Source organism: Vallitalea maricola (assembly GCF_036985595.1).
In the GTDB taxonomy this organism is placed as follows: Bacteria; Bacillota; Clostridia; order Lachnospirales; family Vallitaleaceae; genus Vallitalea; species Vallitalea maricola.
Map to the genome: position 1 here is coordinate 38,521 of NZ_BTPU01000060.1, position 26,436 is coordinate 64,956.

The following is a 26,436-nucleotide window of genomic DNA, read 5'->3' on the forward strand; positions in this document are numbered from 1 at the left end:
ATTTTATTGAATAAAATATATGTGTAATGTTACAATATAAAAATGTATTTGAAATAGGTAAAACTTTTTTTTATAGGTATACGTCTATATAGTGTCAGACAATTTATGATGCGTATCAGTAAGGAGCTTTATTCAATTATGAGAAAAAAGGATTTAGAAACAATAGTAACAAATTATATTATCGATAATAAAGAAAAGTATTATAGATTGGCGTATAGCTATGTAAAAAATCCAGATGATACTTTGGACATAGTACAAGAATCTATTTACAAAGCTCTTTTGTCTATAAATAAACTAAAGAATCCTGATTATATTAATACTTGGTTTTATAGAATAGTTGTTAATACTTCTTTGGATTATTTACGTAAGCAGAAAAAAGTATATTTAGTAGATACAGTAACGTTAGAAAAATACAGTGATGGAATACATGATAGCTACCAGAATGTAGACTTATTAAGAGCTCTAGATGATTTACCTGTAGATTATCGAAGTATTGTAGTACTTCGATATTTTGAGGGGTTGAAGATAGAGGAAGTCGCAAATGTGTTAAATGAAAATGTAAATACTATAAAAACTAGATTATATGCTGCACTTAAAAAATTAAAGATTAAGCTTGATGCTTAACTTTGAGGAGGTAAATTATGAGTGATAAAAAATTAGAAAATCTAAAAAATGAATACATGAATATACCTGTATCAGACAAATTGGATTTTATAGTAAAGGATTCTATAAAAAAAGGAGTTAAGAAAAATATGAGAAAAAATAATATTATAAGATGGGCTGGAGCAGTAGCTGCTTCCTTAGCTATATTTGTAACAGTAATAAATTGCAGTGAGTCATCTGCTAAAGCGTTAGCTGATGTTCCAATTATAAGTAATCTAGTAAAAGTATTCACATTCAGAGAATATAAGGTCAATGAAGATAATCATGAAGCCAATATTAAGGTGCCTTCCATTGATGGGTTAGAAAATGAAGAATTAGAACTTAGCTTAAATGAAAAATATATTCAAGAAGGTAAAGAACTATACAACAAATTCATGGATGAAATAAAAGACAAGGAGGAAAATAAAGGACCTTCAGCAGTAGACAGTGGATACAACGTGATAACTGATACTGATAAAATATTTGCTATAGAAAGATATATAGTTGAGATAAAAGGTTCAGCTTATGAACAGATAAAATATGATACAATTGATAAAGAGAAAGAAATACTAATAACTCTACCATCATTATTCAAAGATGATTCATATATTGAAATAATCAGTGATAATATTAAAGAGCAAATGGAACAACAAATGAAGACAGATGAGAATGTAACATATTTCTTTGCTGATAAAGAAAAAGGCGAGACTGGATATGATAAAATAGCTAGTGATCAGAACTTTTATATAGATGATAAAAATCAATTAGTTATTTCATTTGATGAATATGAAGTTGCCCCAGGATATATGGGAGTAGTTAAATTTGTAATTCCAACAGAGGTCATATCTGATATTTTAGTTGGAGATGAATATATTAAGTAAAAATAATGGGGCAGTCTGATAAAACATTTTTTTAAATGGCTGCAATTTTAGAAGATAGACTAGGTATAGAACAACCTATTCTATCTTCCTGTTTATTTTTTTATATACTCATCAAAGTTTTCTTGGAAATAGAAAGAATTTACATCTGCACGGATATGATGATGAACAAGCTGTTCTATCTTATCTGTTTTTCCATCAATGATATATTTTAGTATTAATTGATGTTCTTCCAATATTTCAGTAAGTTTTTCTTCTTTTAACATATTCAGCTTTCTATATCTTATATAATGAGCATTAAATTGTTGAATGATATCCCATAAAAACAAGCGTCCAGCCAATGTGAATAGATTTTTGTGAAAAGCATCATCTAGATACATGAAATCGTTGAAGGAATCATGGTTTTTTATACATTCTTCCTGTTTTGTCAAGATGGTTTTCAATTCATGCAATCCTTTTAAAGGGATATTTAGAGATAATTCTTTAATGATTTCCTTTTCAAGTGTACTTCTAAGATATATAATCTGTTCTACAGATTCTAAGTCGATGTATGAAACTATACTGCCTTTTTGAGGGTATATATCTATATATCCTTCGGCAGAAAGCTGTTTCAGAATATCACGAATGGGAGTTCTGGATATCTGAAAACGTTCAGATAAAGTTGTTTCACTAATTATAGTGCCTGGTTTTAATTCCATACACAATATTTCTTCTTTCAGTTGCTTTATAATTTCTTCCTTTTTTGATGCCATCTAAGTTCCAACTTTCTATATATGTTCAACCTATTGTTAGTATACAAGTTGATTATTTAACGATAAGTATTATAAATTATATTACATCTAACAAGCAATAGGTGGGGCTAATCATTAATCAATTAGCGGTTTTGCTGATATATTCAAGTATACATAAAAATATATGATTGGTAAAGGGAAAAATGAAAAAAAATACATTGACAAAAGGTATATGGTTATTATACTATTAAACCATAAGAACTTGTATACAAGAACTTTTCCTAGGAAATAAACAGATTTAGAATGATTATTGAAATTTTGTAATAGCATTGAATACAAGGAGGAATACTATGCAGATGACATGGAGATGGTATGGAGAAGGAAATGACTCCATAACCTTAGACCATATTCGCCAGATTCCTGGAGTTACAGGAGCAGTTTGGTCTTTACATGATAAAGTGGCTGGTGAAGTATGGGAAACAGAAAGAATCCAGGAAGTAGTAAGTCAAATAACTAGCAAGGGGTTAAGCCCAGCAGTTGTTGAAAGTGTAAATGTTCATGATGATATAAAGTTAGGTTTACCTAGCAGAGATAAGTATATTGATATTTATATTGATACTATCAAGAAACTATCCAAGGCAGGTGTGAAAGTTATATGTTATAATTTTATGCCTATATTTGATTGGACTAGAACGGAATTATATAAGGAATTGCCAGATGGCTCTAATGCTCTGTTCTATGAGAAGAATGCTATTCAAAACGATCCTAAAAAAATGGCTCAGAAGATACTAGATGGAGCAGGAGAATTCACTATGCCTGGTTGGGAGCCAGAACGTATGGCAAAATTAGACGATTTATTTAAAGCTTATGAAGGAATGACAGAAGATATTTTGTTTGATAATTTAAAATATTTCCTTGAGCGTATCATTCCAGTATGTGAGGAATATGATGTGAAAATGGCTATTCATCCGGATGATCCACCATGGCCTATTTTTGGATTACCTCGTATTGTTAGAAGCAGAGAACATATTAAGAGATTTCTTGAATTAGTAGACAGTCCTTATAATGGATTGACTCTATGTACTGGTTCTCTAGGTCCTAACCTAGAAAATGATATACCAGGTATTATCCGTGAATTCCATGACCGAATACATTTTGCACATATACGTAATGTCAAAGTCTATAAAAATGGAGATTTTATTGAAGTATCTCATAGAGGTAAAGATGGTAGTGTGGATATCTATGAAGTATTGAAGGCATATCATGATAATGATTTTGAAGGATACATTCGTCCTGACCATGGTAGACATCTATGGGGTGAGGAAAAAGATTGTAGACCTGGTTACGGATTATATGATAGAGCTCTAGGTGTCATGTATATGTTAGGTGTATGGGATAGCCTTGATAAGAGAAAGGAGGAGCCTGATGTTAAAGTTAAATAGAGAAAGCATAGAGAATAAATCAGCATGGGAAGCAATAGGTGTAGAATTACCAGAGTTTGATTACAACATTGTTTTACATAAAACAAAAGAAGAACCTAAGTGGGTACATTTTGGAGCTGGTAATATATTTAGAGGATTCATCGCTAATGCTAATCAAAAATTACTTAACTCAGGAAAAGCAGATACAGGAATAGTAGCTGTGGAATCCTTTGATTTTGAAGTAATGGACAAAGTATATGAGCCTTATGATAATCTAACATTATTAGTATTAATGAATGCTAATGGTGATTTTAATAAAAAGGTTATTGGCAGCATAGTTGAAGGAATAACAACAGATAAAAGCAGGACTTCTGACAATGAAAGATTAGTCAGTATATTTGAGAATCCAAGCTTACAAATGGTAAGTTTCACTATAACTGAAAAGGGATATTCCTTAACAGATGCTTCTGGTAACTTTATGTCAGTTATACAAAAAGACATAGAAAATGGACCCAAAAACCCTCTTCATACTATGAGTATCATTACTTCATTAGCATACCGGAGATATCAAAAGGGTAAATTCCCAATGACATTTGTCAGTATGGATAACTGTTCTCATAATGGAGATAAATTAAAACAGGCAGTAATAACAATAGCAAAAGAATGGTTAGGAAAAGGTTTCGTTGAAGAAGATTTCATCAAGTATCTTGAAGATGAAAATAAAATAACATTCCCATTATCAATGATTGATAAAATAACTCCAAGACCATCAGAAACAGTAAAAGAAGCCTTATGTAATGAAGGAATAGAAGATATGGCTGTAATTATTACATCAAAGAATTCTTATATGGCACCATTTGTCAATGCTGAAGTAAGCGAATATCTTGTTATAGAAGATAAGTTCACCAATGGCAGACCAATGCTTGAAGAAGCAGGAATCATATTTACTGATAGAGAGACAGTCAATAAGGTAGAAACTATGAAAGTAACAACTTGTCTTAATCCTTTGCACACTGCTTTAGCGGTATCAGGATGTTTGCTTGGACATACTTTGATAGCTGATGAAATGAAAGATGAGACCTTGAAAAAATTTGTTACAACTATTGGATATGAAGAAGGGTTAAAAGTTGTTGTTGACCCAGGAATCGTTAATCCAAAAGCCTTTTTGGATGAAGTAGTGAACGAAAGGTTCGCTAATCCTTTTATACCAGATACTCCTCAAAGGATTGCTACAGATACATCACAGAAAATGGGTATCAGATTTGGTGAAACAATAAAATCTTATGTAAAAAGAGATGATCTTAATCCAGAGGATTTAGTAGCTATTCCATTGGCTATTGCAACTTGGTGTAGATATCTGTTAGGTGTTGATGATAACGGCAAGGAATTTATTCTTAGTCCTGACCCATTAATTGATGATTTACAAGCCTTAGTAGAAGGAATTAAGCTAGGAGATACCTCAGCAGACATTAGTGGTATTCTATCCAATAAAAAGATATTTGGTATTGATTTATATGAGGTGAATCTAGGTAAGAAGATTGAAGGTATGTTTATGGAAATGATTAAAGGTACTGGAGCTGTACGTAGTACATTACAAAAATATGTTGGTTAAGAGATAATAGAAATTAATGAAACTGAGACATGAGTATGTAGATGTCTCGGTTTTTTTATGTATTTTATTAGGAACTATTAGTATATCAACTACTTATTATTGCTTTTACTATACAACCATTATTGATATAAAAACTACTTAATCATAATAAAATTGTAGATTTTTATGTAGAGATTAATTCATTATTGTGATGGATTAATACATGATAATCTGATAAAATAAAGTCATATAATTTAGAATAAATACGAATAGGAGATAATAATATGGCACTAATTGAATGTAATTTTACTTCCAAAGTACTCGACTTAACAACTGAATTAATAGCTATTCTACCAGAAAAAAGCATAGGGTCCAATAAGAAATATCCAGTACTCTATCTACTACATGGCTTATCTGGAGGACATAAAGACTGGCAGAGAAGGACCTTGATCGAAAATTATGTCAGAGATAAAGAATTAGTAATTATAATGCCAAATGTTCATAGAAGTTTTTACACAGATATGAAGAATGGTTATAAATATTTTACCTTTGTAAGTGAAGAACTCCCTGCTGTCGCTAAAGAATTCTTTCCTATCTCAGATAAAAGACAGGATACATTCGTAGCAGGATTATCAATGGGTGGATTCGGTGCAATGAAACTTGCTCTTAATCATCCTGAAAAATTCAGTAAAGCAGCTAGTCTATCCGGTGCACTAGGAATGCTTAATAATATGGAAAAAATGGAGGAATACATTAAAACCAATGAAGAAAACCCTGTACCAGATAATATTTCTTTTCAGATAGAGGAAGTAAGGAATATATTCGGCAGTTATGAAGAGATGAAAGATAGTTGCAATGACTTATTTTACGTTATGGATAAGAATATAGCTGAAGGCAAGGAGATGCCAGACTTATATCAATGCTGTGGTACAGAGGATTTCTTATATGAAGATAATATCAATTTTAGAGATTATGCCAAATCAAAGGGATTGAATCTTACCTATGAAGAATGTCCTGGTGAGCATACATGGGATTTCTGGAATAAGATGATTGAACATGTTATTGAATGGTTAGATATTTAATAGATTATACAATAAGGATTAATAATAACTAATCAGGGGGAATTTTGATGAAGTCTTTACAAGAGTATAGAAATTTTTATAATGATAGGTTAAAACCTAAGTTGGATGATATTGAAAAACAAAGAACTGAAATAAGAAGTAAGAGGAATAGAGCTTTGATTATCTATTTTTCCATAGCTGCAATAATAGCTATAATTATTATATCGTCCACAAGATCACCATTTGCAATATTCATTATATTTGGGCTGATTATCATTGGATTAATGATTGTTTCTAGTTTCAGTGGTAATTTTAATAAGATATTCAAGACAGAGATAATCAATGAAGTTATCAAGTTCTTTGGAGAAGATTTAACTTATACACCAAAAGAGCATATAACAGAAAGAGAATATAAACAATCCAATCTTTATGGAAGTTATGACAGATATAATGGAGAAGATTTGATTTCTGGAACTATATTTGTAACAGATGAAGATGAGAAAAATGGAAATGGCATTAATGTAAGGATGTCTGAACTACATACTGAAGATAGACATACAGACAGCGAAGGTAAAACACATTATTCAACTATATTCAAAGGCGTTTTTATGATAGTTGATTTTAATAAATCATTCAAGAGTTCAACATATGTACTAAAAGACAGTGGCATATTGAATTGCATAGGAGGAAAATCTGGAACTAGTAGAGTCAAGCTGGAAGATGTAGAGTTTGAAAAAGAATTTGAAGTATACAGTGAAGATCAGATTGAAGCAAGATACATATTAACACCTAGTTTTATGGAAAAACTTAAAAGATTAAAAGATAAAGCAGATGGAGAAATGAGAATTGCTTTTAGGAATAATCAAATGTATTTAACTATATATACTTATGACAACCTACTAGAAGCAAGCCTTGGACAGTCACTAGAAAAATTTGAGGATTTGGCAGTATACTATGAACAATTGAATTTTTATTTTAGCATTATTGAGGATTTGAGTCTTAATAATAATATATGGAATAAAGATTATTAAGAGATTTATCTAAGGTATCGTGGTAAGTGGATAATTAAGTAAGTATAGAGGTGTTCTATACTAGAAAAATTAAGGAGAGATGAGAATGATTTATGTAGTTATTGGAGTTGTACTAGTATTTTTGATTGGTATTATGATGTATAACAGTATCGTTAGAAAGAAGAATCAAATAAAGAATGCTTTTGCAGGGATTGATGTTCAACTAAAAAAACGTTATGATTTGATTCCTAATCTTGTAGCAACTGTTAAAGAGTATATGCAGCATGAAAAAGAGTTATTGAATCGTATTACAGAGTTGAGGACTAAGGCAAGTAGTCCTAATCTAAGTAATAATGAGAAATTACAATTAGACCAACAGACTAACTCAGCAATGAAAGAATTCAATGTAGCAGTGGAAAATTATCCAGACCTAAAAGCTAATACTAACTTTGTTAATTTACAAAGAACTCTTTTTGAAGTAGAAGAGCAGTTATCTGCGGCTAGAAGATTCTATAACTCAGCAGTAACTGATTATAATAATAGTATCATGACTTTCCCTAGTAATGTAATTGCTTCTATTGGTGGTTTTAAGAGTGAAGAAGTATTCAGTATTAGTAGTGAAGAGAGAGAAAATGTTAGTGTGAAGGATTTGTTTTGATAAGGGAATAAAGATGGAATAATAATGTCGTGTTATGGTGTGATTTAACTAAACGGTACAATGGATTAATATTGTACAGTTTAGTTTTTTTGTTGTATTAATCTGGTTTAGAGCTATTGTTTATAATTTGGAAAACGTGTCGTGTTAATGTCGTGTTGCATGATGTTATTATTAATTCAAGCAAAACATGTTTTTGATAGTAATTAATACGTACGTTATTGAATTATAAAATATTAAACAATTTAGGAGGTATCAACAATGCCACAATATACATCAAATATGGATTTGTATAAAGTAGATTTAGAAACAGATGGTAATTCCACATTTAATATTAAGACTATGTTGAATGATAATTGGGATAAGATTGATAGTAAATATGATGAACAGGAGGGGAGGATAAGAGGAAATAGCGAGGTTGTTAATGAGGTTAAAGAGGATATAGGTGATAAGAGTGAGTTAAAGACTGAGGAAAAGAGTAGTTTGGTTGGGGCGGTTAATGAGGTTAGTACGGGTATGGCTGATATTGCGAACGATGTAAGCGACAATACTACTGCTTTAGCTACCAAAGAAAATATCCTAAATACTGACCAAAAGAGAAAGATTACCTTATCAACATCTAGTCCTAGTGGAGGTACTAATGGAGACATATGGATAAAATATAAAGCATAGGAGATGAAAATAAATGAGTATTAGCGTAAACGTTGATGGTAGCAAAGAGATGAATAAGGGCTATGTTAATGTTAATGGTAGTTGGAAGGATATTGATAAGATATTTTGTAATATAAATGGTAATTGGAAAGAGGGGTATAAGAAAAGTCCAGATTCATTTATTCGTGTTTTTACATCATCTCAAATCTGGAAAGTACCAGAAGGAGTTGAAAAAATTGATGTATTCATAGTTGGCGGTGGTGGAAATGGTAATACAGCAGAATACTATGGTAACGAGAACCTTTACGCAAGCGGAGGCGGAGGCGGTTCAGGACATGTTGACTATATATTAGATTTTTCTTTAGAAACGTATTTTGAATCAGGTGTTTCCGTAACTATTGGAGGTGGAGGCGGGGGGATTACCCGTTTTGGATCATTATCTGCAGGCGGTGGATATGGTGGCATTCAAAGGAGTGGTGGAAGTTCAGGAGGTTCAGGTGGAGGTGGAGGTGGAAATTCAAAGCACGTTCAAACTGAATATCGTTCTGGCGGTAATGGAGGTATTAATGGAGGTTCAGGTAAAGGTGGTTGGGGAAATAATGGTGGTACAGGAAGTGGAATAAGTACCCTTTGCCCAATTAATAATGTTTACTATGCTGGAGGAGGCGGCGGTGGTACAGCAAATATAAATTATTCAATAGGTACTGCTTCTCATGGTGGTGGAAATGGTGGATATTATACAGGAAAATCAGCAACTGCAAACACTGGAGGTGGTGGAGGTGGTTCTGGTAAAGACACGAAAGAAAGCGGATATGGAGGTAGCGGTGTTGTTATAATAAGATATAGAGAGGAGTAAGAGTATTATGAGATATGCTTTAATCAAAAATAACATAATAGAAAATATTATTGTTGCAGATTATACAATGGCAAATATGATAGGTAATCAAGACGGATATGATGAAGTAATAAATTGTGATAATTATCCTGTAAGCGTTGAGGATATATATGAAGATGGTTCTTTTTTGACATCAAAAGACTATGTAGATGAAGAGGGTAGAGTTTTAATTCCAAAAAGAACAGTAATTCAGAGAGATACAACAAGTGAGGAAAAATACAGCATGTTAAAAGCAGAGAATACAAATATGCAAGAAATTATTGACCAATTATTAATTGATTGTTTAATGGGTGGTGAATAATTTGTTTGAGAGACTAAAAATATTGTATAAGAAAGATAAAGTTAATGAAGATGGATTAGCAAAAGCAGTAAATAAAAAATGGATTACACAGGAACAAAAAGAACAAATAGTTAGTGCGTCATAGGATACCATTACGCACTAATAAACAAAATTATCCATCATCATCATTTCCACCTTCATTACCATTTCCTTCTTTGGAAGGTGAAAATATAAAATGAATATAATGCTTAAAAGTTCCAAATATAGTTTTAGCTTCAGTATATGTATTGATTTTTTTGATCTTATCTAATTTAACAAGAGATAATACTTTGTATATAATAAGAAGCATTAGAGCTAAATTCAATAATATTAATGGTGGTAAGTAACTTGTCATATTTATCACCTTTTTATATAAAAATTATATTTATAAGAGTATATGTCCAAATATACAAGCTTAGAACAAAAATATAAGAAAAAAATAACATAATAGTAAATATGTAATTGAAATACAGGGATTAAAGTGATATTATATTGGTTATATATTGTATAAAATATATAACTAATAATAATGAATTATTATAATTATACACAATAAGAGAGGTAGAAAAAGATGAAATTATTTAATAAGATTATTGCTATAATGATAGTGTTTGCATTAATGTTCAATGTAAGTTTTTGTGAAAGTTTAGCTGCAGAACAAGATAATACAATATCAACTAATATACAGGATAATTCATTGGATGATGTGAATTGTGAACAAAGTAATGATAACAATCAAGTTTGTTCAGAACAAGTTAAACCAGAAGTACCATACATAGAAAAAGAACAAAACGATATGGTAGTATTTGTAGATGATGGAATAGAATATATGCCAATCCAATATAGATATGATTTTACAAATACAGAAAATCAAGTAAATGAAGTAAGTGCTGCTATAGATGACAGAAATTTGTATATCAAGTTGAAGTATACAGCAAGTGCAAATAATACTCTATGTGTATTCCTACAAGGAGATGTACCAGGATTAAAAGAAATATATCAAAATGGTACCAAAACAGGAGATAATACAGTTATAATAAAGTTGAATAAAAAGAAAATGTTGAACTATGAAGCGGGATTAGCTGTGAATACAGGAGATAGTAATTTTATATTTATAGATAAAGCCTTATTAGATGAAATATGCTATGACCCTAATAATAATGATGACGGTTCAGAAGAAGATGATAAACTAGAAGTACCATACATAGAAAAAGAACAAAATGAGATGGTAGTATTTGAAGACGATGGAATAGAATATATGCCAATTAAATATTTCTATGATTTTGCAAATACAGAAAATCAAGTAAATGAAGTAAGTGCGGCAATAGATAACAGAAATGTGTATATTAAATTAAAATATACAGCAAGTAAAAATAATATTCTATGTGTATTCCTACAAGGAGATGCACCAGGATTGAAAGAATTATATCAAAACGGTACCAAAGCAGGAGATAATACAGTAATCATAAAACTGAATAAAAAGAGAGTACTAAATTATGAAGCAGGATTAGCTGTAAATACAGGAGATAGAAATTTTATACTTATAGATAAAGTTTTATTAGATGAAATATGCTATGACCCAAATAATAATGATGACGGTTCAGAAGAAGATGATAAACTAAAAGTACCATACATAGAAAAAGAACAAAATGAGACGGTAGTATTTGAAGACGATGGAATAGAATATATGCCAATTAAATATTTCTATGATTTTACAAACACAGAAAATCAAGTAAATGAAGTAAGTGCGGCAATAGATAACAGAAATGTGTATATTAAATTAAAATATACAGCAAGTAAAAATAATCTTCTATGTATATTCCTACAAGGAGATGCACCAGGATTAAAAGAATTATATCAAAACGGTACCAAAGCAGGAGATAATACAGTTATAATAAAGTTGGATAAAAAGAAAGTGTTGAACTATGAAGCGGGATTAGCTGTGAATACAGGAGATAGAAATTTTATATTTATAGATAAAGCCTTATTAGATGAAATATGCTATGACCCAAATAATAATGATGACGGTTCAGAAGAAGATGATAAACTAGAAGTACCATACATAGAAAAAGAACAAAATGAGATGGTAGTATTTGAAGACGATGGAATAGAATATATGCCTATTAAACATTTCTATGATTTTGCAAATACAGAAAATCAAGTAAATGAAGTAAGTGCGGCAATAGATAACAGAAATGTGTATATCAAGGTGAAGTATACAGCAAGTGCAAATAATCTTCTATGTGTATTCCTACAAGGAATTGCACCAGGATTAAAAGAATTATATCAGAACGGTACCAAAGCAGGAGATAATACAGTTATAATAAAGTTGAATAAAAAGAAAGTATTGAACTATGAAGCGGGATTAGCTGTAAATACAGGAGACAGAAATTTTATATTTATAGATAAAGCTTTATTAGATAAAATATGCTATGATCCTAATAATGATGACGATGAAGATGAACAAGACGAAAATAAGGTACCATATATAGAAAAAGAACAAAATGAAGTAGTAGCATTTGGTGATGACGGGATTAAATATATGCCAATTAATCATAATTGTGACTTTACAGATACAGAAGATAAAGTAGATGAAGTTAGTGCAGCAATAGATAATGAGAATATATATATCAAGTTAAAATATACAGCAAATGCAGATAATTATCTATGCATATTCTTACAAGGAGATACTCCTGGATTGAAAGAAATATATCCAAATGGTACTAAAGCAGGAAATAATACAGTAATAATAAAATTAAATAGAAAAAATGTATTAAACTATACAGCAGGATTAGCTATTAATATAGGAGATAGAGAATTTATATTAATAGAAAAATCTTTATTGGATAATATATGCGATGATTCTAATAATAGTAACAATGACGATAATATTAAAAAATATAATGATGTCAATAGAAATATTGATTTTAGAGTATTACCTTATGTCAATAAAGAACAGAATGATTTAATTGTATTTGAAGATGACAATATAGAATATATGCCAATTTCCTATGGAGTTGAATTTGATGAAAAACAATGTATAGTAAATGATATAGGAGCTGTAGTAGACGATAACTGTGTTTATATAAAAATGAAGTATGAATCAAGTGAAATGACAGATATAGGTATTTTCTTACAAGGTAATGCAGAAGGTCTTCAAAAATTTTATAAACAAGGTGTAAAACAAGGTGAAAACACTGTAATTATAAAGCTAGATAAAATGACTGCTTTAAATTATCCAGAAGGCATAGGCATAATTATAGGAGATAGAAACTATGTATTTATTGAAAAACAACTTATAGATATAATGTGTTTAATAGATGTTAGACTAATAAATAAATTACCAGTAGATTAGTAAACAGAAAGCCTAGAAGTCCTTATATAACAAGATAACAAGGGGTCTAGGCTTTTGCTCATCTTCTCTAAAAACTATTCTTAAATTAACTTTTGTTTTTTATTGTTGTTTAATAAGATTATAAACGTATTCAAGCTGAGTATCTATTTTTTTCATATAATCATCATAGGTCAACTCTACTGGATAATCAGGTTTAACCCCAGATACAAGTGGTATATTTTTAACGGGTTCTTCATGCATAATGAGTTGCTGCAATGGTATAGTCAGTTGTAATTTTGTATTTGGAAGATAATATGTAGGAAGAATACCTGCTGTTGTGCTATAGTAATTTCCAGAAGCTTCTTCTCCCACTAAATATCCATTTTTTAACTCTTGAATTCTTTGAGGGAAGATAGACCCACAAGAAAATGATCCTCCGTCTACTAGAGCATATACATTACCTTTGAAATTATTTTCTTTCATAGGTTCAATTTGTTCTAAATCATAAGAATAAAGAGCTTCTTTAATAAGTTTGACCCCTTCTTCTGTCAATTGTTCTTCTGTCATTCCTTCGAGTTCTGATAGAGATTCTTTTAATTGGGTAAAACTTTCCAAGCTTTGTTGACTTTCAGGTGTGAGCAAATCATTTCTTACTAAGTCATAATCTTTAATTGTTTCACTTTTTATAGCATTGAATGGTTGTGATTTTACATATGCCAATATATAATTTAGAAGTTCAAGATCTCCACCTAAATTTCCTCGTACGTCAAAGATTATATTTTTTATTTTAAGGTAGTTAACATCTTCAAAGAATTTATCAACATATAATTTAAAACCGTCGTAATCACTAGGAGCAAAAGTAAAAATTCTAAGAACAGCAGCATTTTTTTCTGGGTGGAATTCTGCTTTTAAAGGTTCTAGTGGATTGCCATAAGAGTCTTTAATATAATTGGAATGTGCGAAAGTATAGATTTTCTGTGTATCCACATCCTCAGATTTAATAACCACTGTTTTAATCTTATTATCTTTCATGTCTTTATATTTAATTGTATGTTTATCTGTATACTTAATCATTTGTGGATATAGAGAATCCAGCATAGCTTCAAGGATTTTATAGTTTAAACCATTTGTTCCAGTTTCACTTCCAGTAGAATACATTAATTTGGATACGATATCATCTACTTTATCGCCATTTATTTCAAGAATTTCAGCTCCTACAGGAATATAATCATTTATGAAATCACAATACATTTTTTTGTTAATAAATTTAACTTTCAATGGTAAATATGATTTATCCTCGTTTGTATTCATTGAAAATCTATTACTTGACATGATTGATGTATGACCATCATTGATGGCATTGACTATATAGGATAACTCATTGTAAAAATCACGAATGGTTGTTTTGTCATTTATCTTAGATTTAGCTTTTAAAAATAGTTCGTCTAGTTTTTCTTTTTTTACACTTTCATATAGATTCCCATGATTCTTTTCTAGTAATTCTTCAAAGACTTGTAAATCTGCTAGGTATGCTTCTTTACTATACTTTAATTCTTCTCCGTAAGCAGTTGTCGCCGTAAACGACAACATACAGATGATAATAAAACTACTGATTATTCTTTTCATTTGTTGTGCCTCCTTATTAATTTTTAATATGTTTTTTATTTAGATTAATTTACTATCTTTATAGATATTACTTTATAAAGATGAATTATGGAATTAATTACCATAATTATATAATAGATTATTAATCTTAATTAATTCTTAAATTAATCTGAAACTTTTCTTGTTTTTATATAGAATTATATTTTTTTATTTCATAGAGTGATGAGGTAATATTATAAATCCTTGATCTATATTTAAGATTTAGTAGATAATATGGAATACGTTTAGTTTAATATTAAGATTTAATTAAGGAATATTTAAGCAATTATTCAAAAATGAATAGTAGAATATAATCCGAGAAGGGTATAAGCCAAAAGAGATATTCTAGATTGAGTCTAATGTAGTTTTAATAAAAGTCTTAGAATATGATACCTAGAAAAGATGAAGATTATTAATCAGTAAGGAGGAATTAAGTGTGAAAAAAACAGTTATATTAATAATGAGTTTATTACTTATTACATCATTATTTACAGGATGTGGGAAAAAAGAGGTAGAAAAACAAGAAGAAGCAGTAACAACAGAGTCAACCAAAACAAAAAAAGTAACAGAAACAGAAAATGCAAATGAAGTAACAGAAGAAGTAATAAAAGAAACAACCCAAGATACTGAAGAACAAGAAATAATGGAAGGAACAGAAGAAACGGTAGTAAATGGAACATGGACACTTTCTGAAAATGGAGATACCTTACGATTAGATGGTACAATTACAGAAACTTCATATGATGATTTTATGAAAGTTTTCAATTCAGATGTCAAAACATTAGTTATAAACTCAGGAGGTGGAGATACTTATTCAGGATTACGGATAGCAAAAGTTATTTATGACAGTAAGATTGATGTTGTTGTAGATAAAATATGTGCTTCCTCAGCAGCAAACTATTTATTCATGGCAGGTAGAAATAAAGTAGTAAAAGAAGGTTCTTTACTAATGTTCCATGGTGGAGTAAATAGTTTTGATATGAAAAATTTAGAAGAGGAACTAAAGAATCAAGGTGCATCTGAAAAGATGATAGAAGAGCAAAAAGGCTATATCACTATGCAGAGAGAATTAGAAAAAGATTTCTATGAGTTAATAGGTATTGATTTAAAGCTTTTAGAATATTCCCATGAGATTACTGAAAAAGTAGGATTCTGGGCACCAAGCCCTGGAGTCTTAAGTTCATTTGGTGTTACTAACATTGAAAGAATGTGGTATCCTGCTACAGATGAAGAGTTTAATAAAACAGTGACAAGTATTAACGAAATGATGGGAACTAATACCACTGTTAGCAATGAAGCTGTTGAAAAATAACGGGAATAGTTGTGGCTATTGCAAAATTTTCTTCTTGATTTTTACAAGCAAAATATGATATACTAAAAAAAATTGAATAGAAACCTTCAGGGCAGGGTGTAATTCCCGACCGGCGGTAAAGTCCGCGAGTGAAAACTGACTTGGTGAAATTCCAAGACCGACAGTAAAGTCTGGATGAGAGAAGGAAAATAACAAAGAGTTTATTGAAAACTTTTGTTATTAAATTAGTCAATGTTAATATATTTATTAATATTTAATTTGACTAACTCATGTATGAATAGATGACCTTGAAGAATTAATTCTTCAAGGTTTTTTGATGTTTTTGATGTATAACAAAGTAATTATCTTTTTTATTGAGTATTTGTATGAAATTATAATTAGTTATACATACATTAGTACTTAACAATAGATACCAACCATCATTTTATTATCTATTGCAAATCAAAAAATCACTTCTCACATCATAAATCAACCTTGCAGATTTCTACTTACAATTAGTATAACCAAGTAACATTATGTTACGAATACTTTGTACTAGGAGGTAGATAAATTGCAATGAAACAATTAAATCCCAAGGAATTAAAAAACAAAGAAAATACTTACAATGAACATATTAAGTACATGCAAAGAGCCATAAGCCTATCAAAAAAAGGTATAGGATACGTTAACCCAAACCCGCTTGTTGGAGCTGTTATCGTAAAAGACGGTTTAATAATAGGTGAAGGCTATCATGAAAAAATAGGTCATAACCATGCTGAAATTAACGCTCTTAATAACTGCAAAAAAAGCACAAAAGGAGCCACTATGTATGTTACTCTTGAACCCTGTTCTCACTATGGTAAGACCCCACCTTGTGTTAACGCAATAATAAAAAGTGGAATAAAGCAGGTAATAGTAGGTATGAAAGACCCTAATCCATTAGTAGCTGGAAAAGGAATCAAAATGCTTAGAGATAATAACATTACAGTTACATGTGGCATCTGCCAACATGAGATACAAGAACTAAATAAAATATTTATTAAGTATATAACAACCAAAAAGCCCTACTGCATTATGAAAACAGCTATGACACTAGATGGAAAAATTGCTACCTCAACAGGTGATTCCAAATGGATAACTAGTGATAGATCAAGAGAATATGTCCATGAAATAAGACATAGGGTGACAGCAATAATGGTAGGTATAGGTACTGTCATAGCAGATAATCCATCATTGACAACTAGATTGACTAACCAAACAGGTGTTAATCCCATACGAATTATAATTGATACAACATGCCGAATTCCTCTACAAGCTAGAGTATTATCAGAAAAAGGAAAAACAATAATTGCAACAACTAATGATGCACCTATAGAAAAAGTGAAAGTACTAGAAAAAATGGGTATCACCATCCTTATGATTGATAAAAAGAATAATAGAGTTGATATGAATAAACTAATGACTAAATTAGGGGAAATGGAAATTGACAGTATTCTATTAGAAGGAGGAAGCAAGTTGAATTATAGTTGCCTAAAAGCAGGTATAATTGACGAAGTATATGCTTTTATCGCTCCAAAACTTATTGGAGGACAACAAGCAATAACACCAATAGGAGGAAAAGGGATTAAACAGATAAAAGATGCCTATACCCTAAAAGATATCCAATTAGAAAAGATAGGTGATGATATATTAATCAAGGGAAAGGTTAATTGGGAGGGCTGAAAATGTTCACAGGGTTAATTAGTGAAGTAGGAGAGATAGTTAAAATAGAAAAGGGAAAACATTCAGCTAAATTGACTATAAAAGCCAGTAATCTTCTTAATGATATTAGGTTGGGCGATAGTATTGCTGTAAATGGCGTTTGCTTAACTGTAACAACCTATAATAAAAATACCTTTACAGTTGATGTTATGCCTGAGACCATGTCCATGACCAATATAAAATATCTACAAAATAAACACTCAGTTAATCTAGAACCTGCTTTAAGAGTAGGGGATAGGTTTGGTGGACACATTGTTACAGGACATATTGACGGTACAGGAACAATAAAAAGTCTACTGAAAGATGACAACGCAACAAGAGTAACCATTAATATCTCAAAAGACCTTAGAAAATATATTATCTATAAGGGTTCAGTTGCTGTAGATGGGATAAGTTTAACAGTCGCTGATATTTCCACGGATAGTTTTCAAGTATCAATAATACCTTTAACAAGTATTGATACGACTATTTTAGAGAAGAAAATAGGTGATACAGTTAATATTGAATGTGATGTTATTGGAAAATACGTGGAAAGTATGTTGCATAATAACACAGATGATAGTCAATCAACAATAAATAAGGATTTTTTGAGGTCAAATGGTTTTATGTAATTAAAGGTATATGACGAAATTAGATATTTAATTTTAGGGTATGAATTTAAAAGTATCTAAAAATAGAATAAATAAATTTAGAGGTGAATAGAAATGAAATTCAATACTATTGAAGAAGCAATAGAAGATATAAAACAAGGTAAAATGATAATCGTGGTAGATGATGAGAATAGAGAAAATGAAGGAGATTTACTTGTAGCAGCTGAGAAAATTACTCCTGAGATAATGAATTTTATGATAAAGAATGCAAGAGGAATAGTGTGTATTCCTATGATGGAAGAAAGACTTAATGAATTAAACATACCATTAATGGTTGATAAAAATACCGACTCCAAAAAAACAGCTTTTACTGTATCAGTAGATTATTATGAATCAACTACAGGAGTATCCGCTTACGAAAGATGTGAAACTGTTAATAAGTTGGTAGATAAAAATATAACTGGGGATAAGTTTACAAGACCTGGTCATATTTTTCCATTGATAGCCAGAGATAATGGTGTATTTGAAAGAAACGGGCATACAGAAGCTGCTGTAGACATGACAAGATTAGCTGATTTGTATCCTGCAGGAGTTATATGTGAGATTGTAAATGAAGATGGAACTATGGCTAGGTTGCCACAATTAATGGAGTTTGCCCTTAAGCATAGTCTTAAAATTATATCCATTGAAGACCTTATTGAATATAGAAAACAACATGAAAAGATTATTGAAAGAAAAGCTATTGCTAAGTTACCAACAAAATATGGAAGCTTCCATATATATGGATATACAAATAAAGTAACGGGAGAAGAGCATATTGCATTGATAAAAGGGAAGATTAATGATGGTGAACCGGTTTTATGCAGAATACATTCAGAATGTTTAACAGGGGATGTATTAGGCTCTACTAGATGTGATTGTGGAGAACAACTTGATGAAGCAATGAAAAGAATAAGTAAAGAAGAAAAAGGCGTAATTATTTATATGAGACAAGAGGGGAGAGGAATTGGATTAATCAACAAAATAATGGCTTACCAATTACAAGATGGAGGCCTAGACACTGTAGATGCGAATCTTGCTCTTGGATTCAAAGAGGATTTAAGAGAATATAGCATTAGCGCTCAGATATTAAAAGATCTTGGTGTAGATAGAGTAAGATTGATGACTAATAATCCTGATAAGATTAATGGTATAGAAAAATATGATATCAATGTTGTGGAGAGAGTACCAATAGAAATCACAAGTAATAAGAATAATGTACATTATTTAAATGTAAAAAAGCAAAAGATGGGTCATATATTAAAGAATCTAGAGCAAAGTTAATTGAGTTAAAGCTTCTATATAGAAGTTTAAATTAATAGTTCTAATAAAGATAATATATTAAGAAAGGAATTGATATAATATGATTACATACGAAGGTAAACTAATAGGAGAAGGATTGAAATTTGGTATTGTAGTAGGGAGATTCAACGAATTCATATCTAGCAAGTTATTGGAAGGTGCTATTGATGCATTAAAAAGACATGGAGTATCGCTTGAAGATATTTCAATTGCATGGGCACCGGGAGCATTTGAGATACCATTAATCTCTAAAAAGATGGCGAAAACTAATAAGTATGATGGTGTTATATGTCTTGGAGCTGTTATAAGGGGAGCTACTGCTCATTTTGATTATGTGGCAAGTGAAGTATCTAAAGGAATAGCTAATGTATCACTTGATACGGAAATACCTGTTATCTTTGGAGTGCTGACTACAGATACCATTGAACAGGCTATTGAAAGAGCAGGAACAAAAGCTGGTAACAAAGGATTTGAGGCTGGTATGGCAGCAATAGAAATGGCGAATCTCCTTCGTAACATTAACTAATAGAAGTCTATATGCAAAGAGGGTATTCAAAAAACTTAAGGCTTTTTGAATACTCTCTTTGTTTAATTTATGTACTCAGTTTTATTCATAGTCAAAATTCAATGATTTGAATTCAATTGGGCTAGATAAAATAATAAGTGTTTCTGTACTCCCATATTGTTGTATTTTGCCAATTAAATATTCTAGGTCAGATGTGTTTTGACATAATACCTTAATCGTCATGGAGTATTTTCCAGTTACATGATGACATTCAACAATTTTTGTGTTTTCTTGAACTAGTGCTAAGAACTCTTTTCTTTTTGCGGACTTAATTGAGATGTTTATAATAGCTTTTACTGTTTTTCCAAGTTTTTTTGGATTAACAATAGCTCTATATCCAGTGATTATGCCACTTTTTTCTAGTTTTCTTACCCTTTCAGCAACAGCAGGTGGAGTTAGTGAAACTTTTTCTGCTAATATTTTCATGGGCATTCTTCCGTCATCTTGCAAATATCTAATAATATCGTAGTCGGTTGAATCCATTTCATCCCTCCTATAAATTAAAATTATATCTTAACAAGGAAATTATAAATTATAGGTTTTCTACTAAAAATAACAATTTTTTTTATAGATACTATTTTTTCTATTACTTAATTGATATTAAATATAGAGTTTAAAATATAAAGCCAATCCCCTTGTTTCAATATGTTTGCAAAAGTCTGACCTTTTCTTTTGCAGTTTAAACATAGTCTACTTTTCTATTATAACAGAAAAATAAAAATAAATCATTAACATACTTCGATTTAAAAAGATAAAATTTTATATTTTTTATAGAGAATAAGTCTAATAAAGCAAATAGAGGATGATTAAATAAAAAAAGAAATATATATGAATAACTTAATTAAATAAAGCTAATAATAAAATAGATATATTAACCAAGCAATTTAATGCATGATATACACAAAAAATAAATATAATGTTAATATACGAATAGAGAGAGTTACATTCAATTAAGAACTATAATTATACCCTAATTATACCCTGAAAGTTACTTAAATAATACATAAGTTTTTAACTTCAAAAAGAGAGTTGCAAATTATTATTTACTAATTTATTTTTCTCTTTTTGTAGCTAAAATATTATCTGATTGGACTATATTTATATAATAATGGTTCAATAAGGAGAATAGGTATCGAAAATTTTATTTAAGATTGGGAGGCATAAGTATATGTCAGAAAAAACGCTTAATCCTTTTAAGATTGCACAAAAACAATTAAAAGAAGCATGCGATGCACTAGGAGAAGAAGATGCAGTATATGAGTTATTGAGTCAGCCTGAAAAAGTTTTGGAAGTTACTATTCCTGTTAAAATGGATGATGGTACAACAAAACTATTTACTGGATATCGTGTTCAACATAACGATGCATCTGGTCCTACTAAAGGCGGTATTCGTTTTCATCCTGGAGTAACAAAAGATGAAGTAAAAGCGTTAGCAACTTGGATGACTTTTAAATGTGGGGTTGTAGGCTTACCATATGGTGGAGCAAAAGGTGGAGTTATCGTTGACCCTACTGTTCTTTCAAAACGAGAACTTGAAAGACTATCAAGAGGATATGTAAGAGCTATTGCTCCAATTATTGGAGAAAGAAGAGATATTCCAGCACCAGATGTTAATACTAATGGTCAAACAATGGCGTGGATGGTTGATGAATATTCCAGCCTAAGAGGTGTTGGTCAAACATTACCAGCTTCATTTACAGGAAAACCTGTTGAATTTGGTGGATGTCTAGCAAGAAAAGAAGCTACTGGTTACGGCGTTATGCTTATGATGAGAGAAGCAGCTAAGTACAAAGGAATGAACATAAAAGATATGAAAATAGCAGTTCAAGGCTTTGGAAATGTTGGAAGTTATGCTGCAATGTATGCTCAAGCTTTTGGAGCTAAAGTTGTTGCTGTATCAGATGTTTCATGTTGCTTATATAATGAAAATGGCTTAGATGTTAATGATATTATGAAATATGCAGCAGAAAATAAATTGATCACTGGTTATACTGGTGAATGTGAAGAAGTAGAAAGAGAAAAAATATTTGGAATAGAATGTGACGGATTTGCTCCATGTGCGCTTGAGAACTCTATTACAAGCAGCACTGCAAAAGATATTAAAGCTAAGATAATAACTGAAGGTGCTAATGGTCCAACTACTCCAGAAGCAGAAGAATACTTATTAGAAAAAGGAGTATTCATAGTACCAGATATATTAGCTAACTCAGGCGGAGTTATCGTTTCATATTTTGAGTGGGTTCAGAACCTACATAACTATTATTGGCGTTTTGACGAAGTACAAGAGAAACAAGAAGTAAAAATGGTAGATGCTTTTGTTAAAGTTACAGATGCCATGGATGAAAAAAAAGTTGATATGAGAAAAGCTGCTTACCTAGTAGCTATTAAGAGCCTTGCAATGCCAATGAGGCTTAGAGGTTGGTTTTAACAATTAACTAAGGAACGATGTAGCAATAGTTTTAGCTTTAACTGTTCGTAGGACACGTTAAAATATTAATTCATCTTATGCAAAAGAAGAGTTTCAAACCCTAGATATTTGCACATATAGGTTGATGAAGAGTATTTAAACCGTTCCGTAGTTAAATTATAGTAATAGATATAGTCTTCCTTAAAGAACTACTAATAACTGTGACTAATACTCTCTTATAATAGATAATAGTATTAATATTAGTAGTAAACGAGTAAAAGCACTAAGACGTAACTTAGTGCTTTTGCTCGTTTTTTGTTAATCATTTTTTTATTATATATTAAGGATAAAAAATTACTAATCATATAGTAGTATTAATTTAATGCACTGTTCAAAGCATGAACAATTGTTTCTTCGTTGAAATCTTTAATATGTTTTTCGTAAACTTTACCATCTTTAGTGATAACTGCAGCAGGGAATTCTTTTATGTCTAATCTATCAGAAATTCCTGTTGATTTGTATACATCTACTCTGTTAACTGATATTTTTTCACCAAAGAAGTTTTCTATTTTTTCTATATCGGTCAAGAATTCTCTTGAATCGGCATCAATGGCATTATAGATATAAGTTAAACCAGGTTTTTCGTTTTGCATGATAACAGTATTGAATGTTTCGTGCTCCGCTATGTATTTCTCTGCGGCAAAACCAGCTATGGCTCCGTCACCAACAGCAGTTGCTACTTGTTTTAACCATTTTTCTCTAACATCTCCACAAGCGAAAACACCTTCAATATTTGTCTGCATCTTATCATTTGTAAGAATATAACCTTGTTTAGTAAGGTTTATCTGATCTTTGAAAATCTCAGTATTAGGTATATAACCAATAAATTCAAAGCAAGTATCACATTTTACTGGTATTTTTTCACCTGTCTTAAGATCTTTTAGTACTACGGTATCAAGATGTTCTTCACCTTCAAAAGAGTCTGTAACAGTATTCCAGATAAATTCCATTTTAGGATTTTTAAGAGCTGCTTCTTTAGCTATTTCATTACAGTCCATGATTCCTTCATCATGCATAACTGATACAATAACCTTATTAGCAAATTTAGTTAAGAACATTCCTTCTTCAATAGCAGCGTCACCACTACCGATAACAACTACATCTTTACCAGTGTTAGCAGCAGCGTCACATGTTGCACAGAATGAAATTCCTTTATCAAATAGATAGTTTTCTTCATTCTTTGCTTTTGTTACTCTTGGACGTCCGCCTGTAGCAAGGACAACTGATTTTGCTATGAATTTATTTCTGAATGTTTCAACTACTTTTTCTTCACCTTTAAGTTGTACACTTTTAACATCTGTCAACTTGAATTTTACACCCATTTTTTCAGCTTGCTTTTTCATCTGATTAGTGATTTCCTCACCCTTAGGGCTGTTCGGAAATCCTGGGTAGTTCTCTATCTCATTGGTATAAGTAGCAAGTCCTCCTACCAAAGCTTTTTCTATAAGAAGAGTACTTAGTCTAGCTCTAGCTGAATAAATCGCAGCAGTAAGACCAGCTGCTCCACCGCCAATAACAACTACATCATAATTTTCAATACGTTTTTCTCTTGGCATGACCAATCCTCCATTTGATTTTAGCTATTATTAATAAGGAAACAAACGTTTAAGTATAAGTTCAAGTAATTGAATAGGATAAATTCAAAACCCACGAATTTTTCCTATTCAAAACATGAACTAAAATACTTAAGCCGTTTGTTACATAAAGAATTTTACAAGTAATTTACTGCCGACGATGGCGCCGAAGAACATGGCTACCGCGAATACCCAGCCTGAGAGTGATAGTGAGGCTATACCGCTGAATAATGCACCTATGTTACATCCGTATGCAATTCTAGCACCGTATCCCATTAGTAAGCCACCTAAAACAGCAGCGAATACTTGTTTTTTTGATTTTATTTTTTTGAATTTGAATTGTGATGCAAGTAGTGTTGCGAGTAAAGCACCAAATATGATACCAAGATTTCTCATAGTACCGGGATCATTCAAGAATCCATTATTAAGTGTAGCTTGAGCTCCATCACTACTAAAGTAGTACCATTTATCTACGCTACCACCAACAGCTTCATATATCCATGCGCCCCAATTAGCGAATACTCCAGATACACCCCAAGGGTTACCAGTTGTAGCTAAAGTTACGATTTGGAATAATGAAAGCAGGATAGCACCTGTTATATAAGGCCATGCATCTTTTAACCACTTTTTATAGAATTCATTTTTACTTACTTTGTTAAAATATTCTTTAAACGAACTCAAAATGACACCTCCGTATAAGGCATTAATTTTATTTGATGATTAGTGAGTTTTTTCGATGATTACTTCCCACTCGCCGTCGTCTACTTCTTCAACTTCAACATTATGTCCATCTTTACGTGCCCATTCTGGAACATTTTTCATGGCACAACTATGATCGATTTGAACAACAAGAACGTCTCCAACAGCTAATTCTTTTAATTTATTTTGAGCCTTTACTAAAGGTACTGGACAAGCTTCTCCTAAACAATCTATTACAACTTCATTCATAATAATATCCTCCTATTTTTTAAATTATTTTTAGTTTGATTTTTTATATTTAATATCTTTGGGGTTTGGGTGTTACTTAATTTAATTATTTGCTTTTGCTTTTTCATATTTGACTGCTGCTATATATAGGAACAAAATGATTAATAACTGGATGATTACAGCACCTAGCCAACCGAATACATCAGGTAAAAAGATTGCTTTACCTTTGCTTATGACATTAAGTTTCCACCATCCAAAATCATGTGCGCCCCATAATGAGCCGACAACAAAAAATACTAATGATAGCAATTGCATCCAGAAGCCTTCACCTACACGCATTAATGTACCTGAAGCACAACCACCTGCAATAACCATACCAATACCAAATAGAAATGCTCCAATAACAGTAGCGAAACTAATTGGTACTACATATCCCATTCCTGGGATTGGAAGACCGTTTTTGAAATAACCATATTTGATTGCTGTAAAGCCTATAGTAGTAACAGCGAATGCTATTAAAACTGCACGTGTAATTGATGTACTACCTGTTAAATATGGGTCACGCATTGAGGCTGTAAAACAGAATCTTGCCTTTTGCAAGATAAAACCAAATAATATTCCAGTCATCCAGAATAACAATGTATTATTAGTTTTAAGTCCTAATAAAACACCAACAACAGCAATAAAAATTAAAACAAGAATACCGATAGGTATCTGATTCTTCTTAGGTTTTCTTCTTCTTGTTCCTGCACGAGAAGAACTTCTCCTAATTGTAGAAGTTGTTCCATTTTCGCTCATGGTAAACACTCCTTAATGATTATTGTATAATTTCATTGAAGTGACATAATAAACTTGACACTTATAAGATTTAATAAGATTGTTGAGTTTTTAACAATTTCCCAATTCCTATGATATCATAGATTTACTAACATCTAATATGCACTTTGCTAATACTGTATTAATTATTTTTATAGCATAATATTTAATAAATAATTCTATATATGTTAAAATAAAGTATAAACTTTATATAGTGGAACCATATCGTATTTATAACATTTAAAATTTTATTGCAATTTTTCCTAGTTTGT

The 26,436-nt window shown here is 30.8% G+C and carries 26 protein-coding genes and 1 riboswitch; of the genes, 18 read left to right on the forward strand and 8 right to left on the reverse strand.

What is annotated here, in order from left to right:
* Positions 1-138 precede the first annotated feature (138 nt).
* Both AACQ14_RS16590 and AACQ14_RS16595 read left to right on the forward strand, forming a co-directional pair.
* Complete coding sequence (locus tag AACQ14_RS16590) at positions 139-624, forward strand: sigma-70 family RNA polymerase sigma factor (RefSeq protein ID WP_339364707.1); 486 nt, start codon at positions 139-141, stop codon at positions 622-624.
* Between the two features lie 17 nt (positions 625-641).
* Positions 642-1,523 carry an RsiV family protein gene (locus AACQ14_RS16595; RefSeq protein ID WP_339364708.1) on the forward strand — a complete coding sequence of 294 codons (882 nt, stop codon included), beginning with the start codon at positions 642-644 and terminating at the stop codon, positions 1,521-1,523.
* Between the two features lie 92 nt (positions 1,524-1,615).
* Here the strand turns inward: AACQ14_RS16595 and AACQ14_RS16600 are convergent, their stop codons facing one another.
* Positions 1,616-2,272, reverse strand: a complete 657-nt coding sequence (locus AACQ14_RS16600) for a GntR family transcriptional regulator (RefSeq protein ID WP_339364709.1) — start codon at positions 2,270-2,272, stop codon at positions 1,616-1,618.
* Positions 2,273-2,601: 329 nt separating this feature from the next.
* Here AACQ14_RS16600 and uxuA point away from each other — a divergent pair, with 329 nt between their 5' ends.
* The 9 genes from uxuA to AACQ14_RS16645 all read left to right on the forward strand — a co-directional run bounded on the left by uxuA (position 2,602) and on the right by AACQ14_RS16645 (position 9,960).
* Complete coding sequence (gene uxuA / locus AACQ14_RS16605; protein ID WP_339364710.1) at positions 2,602-3,693, forward strand: mannonate dehydratase; 1,092 nt, start codon at positions 2,602-2,604, stop codon at positions 3,691-3,693.
* The gene (locus AACQ14_RS16610) at positions 3,677-5,284 is read left to right on the forward strand and encodes a mannitol dehydrogenase family protein (protein ID WP_339364711.1); all 1,608 of its coding nucleotides are present in this window, start codon (positions 3,677-3,679) and stop codon (positions 5,282-5,284) included. Before uxuA ends, AACQ14_RS16610 begins: the two co-directional genes overlap by 17 nt.
* A 263-nt stretch (positions 5,285-5,547) precedes the next feature.
* Positions 5,548-6,345, forward strand: coding sequence for an alpha/beta hydrolase (locus tag AACQ14_RS16615; protein WP_339364712.1), 798 nt, complete (start codon positions 5,548-5,550; stop codon positions 6,343-6,345).
* Positions 6,346-6,392: 47 nt separating this feature from the next.
* On the forward strand, positions 6,393-7,355 hold the full coding sequence (locus AACQ14_RS16620) for a DUF3137 domain-containing protein (RefSeq protein ID WP_339364713.1): 963 nt from the start codon (positions 6,393-6,395) through the stop codon (positions 7,353-7,355).
* Between the two features lie 85 nt (positions 7,356-7,440).
* On the forward strand, positions 7,441-7,992 hold the full coding sequence (locus tag AACQ14_RS16625) for a LemA family protein (RefSeq protein WP_339364714.1): 552 nt from the start codon (positions 7,441-7,443) through the stop codon (positions 7,990-7,992).
* Between the two features lie 258 nt (positions 7,993-8,250).
* On the forward strand, positions 8,251-8,661 hold the full coding sequence (locus tag AACQ14_RS16630) for a hypothetical protein (RefSeq protein ID WP_339364715.1): 411 nt from the start codon (positions 8,251-8,253) through the stop codon (positions 8,659-8,661).
* A gap of 13 nt (positions 8,662-8,674) precedes the next feature.
* On the forward strand, positions 8,675-9,496 hold the full coding sequence (locus tag AACQ14_RS16635; protein WP_339364716.1) for a glycine-rich domain-containing protein: 822 nt from the start codon (positions 8,675-8,677) through the stop codon (positions 9,494-9,496).
* Between the two features lie 7 nt (positions 9,497-9,503).
* Complete coding sequence (locus AACQ14_RS16640) at positions 9,504-9,836, forward strand: hypothetical protein (RefSeq protein WP_339364717.1); 333 nt, start codon at positions 9,504-9,506, stop codon at positions 9,834-9,836.
* A 1-nt stretch (position 9,837) separates the two neighbouring features.
* On the forward strand, positions 9,838-9,960 hold the full coding sequence (locus AACQ14_RS16645) for an XkdX family protein (RefSeq protein WP_339364718.1): 123 nt from the start codon (positions 9,838-9,840) through the stop codon (positions 9,958-9,960).
* 27 nt (positions 9,961-9,987) lie between these two features.
* Here the strand turns inward: AACQ14_RS16645 and AACQ14_RS16650 are convergent, their stop codons facing one another.
* A complete protein-coding gene (locus tag AACQ14_RS16650) occupies positions 9,988-10,209 on the reverse strand; it encodes a hypothetical protein (RefSeq protein ID WP_339364719.1) in 222 nt (73 codons plus the stop codon).
* A 216-nt stretch (positions 10,210-10,425) separates the two neighbouring features.
* Between AACQ14_RS16650 and AACQ14_RS16655 the strand changes: the two genes are divergently transcribed.
* Positions 10,426-13,209, forward strand: a complete 2,784-nt coding sequence (locus AACQ14_RS16655; RefSeq protein WP_339364720.1) for a hypothetical protein — start codon at positions 10,426-10,428, stop codon at positions 13,207-13,209.
* 99 nt (positions 13,210-13,308) lie between these two features.
* Here the strand turns inward: AACQ14_RS16655 and AACQ14_RS16660 are convergent, their stop codons facing one another.
* The gene (locus AACQ14_RS16660) at positions 13,309-14,814 is read right to left on the reverse strand and encodes a S41 family peptidase (RefSeq protein ID WP_339364721.1); all 1,506 of its coding nucleotides are present in this window, start codon (positions 14,812-14,814) and stop codon (positions 13,309-13,311) included.
* A gap of 454 nt (positions 14,815-15,268) precedes the next feature.
* Between AACQ14_RS16660 and AACQ14_RS16665 the strand changes: the two genes are divergently transcribed.
* The 5 genes from AACQ14_RS16665 (at position 15,269) to ribH (ending at position 20,341) form a co-directional block, all read left to right on the forward strand.
* Entirely contained in the window at positions 15,269-16,144 is an 876-nt protein-coding gene (locus AACQ14_RS16665) for a hypothetical protein (protein WP_339364722.1), read from the forward strand.
* A 78-nt stretch (positions 16,145-16,222) separates the two neighbouring features.
* A riboswitch (FMN riboswitch) is annotated at positions 16,223-16,334 on the forward strand.
* A 365-nt stretch (positions 16,335-16,699) separates the two neighbouring features.
* The gene (ribD, locus tag AACQ14_RS16670) at positions 16,700-17,845 is read left to right on the forward strand and encodes a bifunctional diaminohydroxyphosphoribosylaminopyrimidine deaminase/5-amino-6-(5-phosphoribosylamino)uracil reductase RibD (RefSeq protein ID WP_339364723.1); all 1,146 of its coding nucleotides are present in this window, start codon (positions 16,700-16,702) and stop codon (positions 17,843-17,845) included.
* Positions 17,846-17,847: 2 nt separating this feature from the next.
* Positions 17,848-18,495: a riboflavin synthase gene (locus tag AACQ14_RS16675; RefSeq protein ID WP_339364724.1), complete on the forward strand. Its 648-nt coding sequence runs from the start codon at positions 17,848-17,850 to the stop codon at positions 18,493-18,495.
* A 93-nt stretch (positions 18,496-18,588) separates the two neighbouring features.
* The gene (locus tag AACQ14_RS16680) at positions 18,589-19,797 is read left to right on the forward strand and encodes a bifunctional 3,4-dihydroxy-2-butanone-4-phosphate synthase/GTP cyclohydrolase II (protein ID WP_339364725.1); all 1,209 of its coding nucleotides are present in this window, start codon (positions 18,589-18,591) and stop codon (positions 19,795-19,797) included.
* 79 nt (positions 19,798-19,876) lie between these two features.
* The gene (gene ribH, locus AACQ14_RS16685; RefSeq protein ID WP_339364726.1) at positions 19,877-20,341 is read left to right on the forward strand and encodes a 6,7-dimethyl-8-ribityllumazine synthase; all 465 of its coding nucleotides are present in this window, start codon (positions 19,877-19,879) and stop codon (positions 20,339-20,341) included.
* A gap of 81 nt (positions 20,342-20,422) precedes the next feature.
* Here the strand turns inward: ribH and AACQ14_RS16690 are convergent, their stop codons facing one another.
* Entirely contained in the window at positions 20,423-20,863 is a 441-nt protein-coding gene (locus AACQ14_RS16690; protein WP_339364727.1) for an Lrp/AsnC family transcriptional regulator, read from the reverse strand.
* A 685-nt stretch (positions 20,864-21,548) separates the two neighbouring features.
* Here AACQ14_RS16690 and AACQ14_RS16695 point away from each other — a divergent pair.
* Complete coding sequence (locus AACQ14_RS16695) at positions 21,549-22,808, forward strand: Glu/Leu/Phe/Val family dehydrogenase (protein ID WP_339364728.1); 1,260 nt, start codon at positions 21,549-21,551, stop codon at positions 22,806-22,808.
* 353 nt (positions 22,809-23,161) lie between these two features.
* Here AACQ14_RS16695 and AACQ14_RS16700 read toward each other — a convergent pair whose 3' ends face one another.
* From AACQ14_RS16700 to AACQ14_RS16715, 4 genes are all read right to left on the reverse strand, one after another.
* A complete protein-coding gene (locus AACQ14_RS16700; RefSeq protein WP_339364729.1) occupies positions 23,162-24,403 on the reverse strand; it encodes an FAD-dependent oxidoreductase in 1,242 nt (413 codons plus the stop codon).
* Positions 24,404-24,544: 141 nt separating this feature from the next.
* Positions 24,545-25,102 carry a YeeE/YedE thiosulfate transporter family protein gene (locus tag AACQ14_RS16705; protein WP_339364730.1) on the reverse strand — a complete coding sequence of 186 codons (558 nt, stop codon included), beginning with the start codon at positions 25,100-25,102 and terminating at the stop codon, positions 24,545-24,547.
* A 39-nt stretch (positions 25,103-25,141) separates the two neighbouring features.
* Positions 25,142-25,369, reverse strand: a complete 228-nt coding sequence (locus AACQ14_RS16710; protein WP_113673518.1) for a sulfurtransferase TusA family protein — start codon at positions 25,367-25,369, stop codon at positions 25,142-25,144.
* Positions 25,370-25,450: 81 nt separating this feature from the next.
* Entirely contained in the window at positions 25,451-26,146 is a 696-nt protein-coding gene (locus AACQ14_RS16715; protein WP_339364731.1) for a YeeE/YedE thiosulfate transporter family protein, read from the reverse strand.
* Positions 26,147-26,436 lie beyond the last annotated feature (290 nt).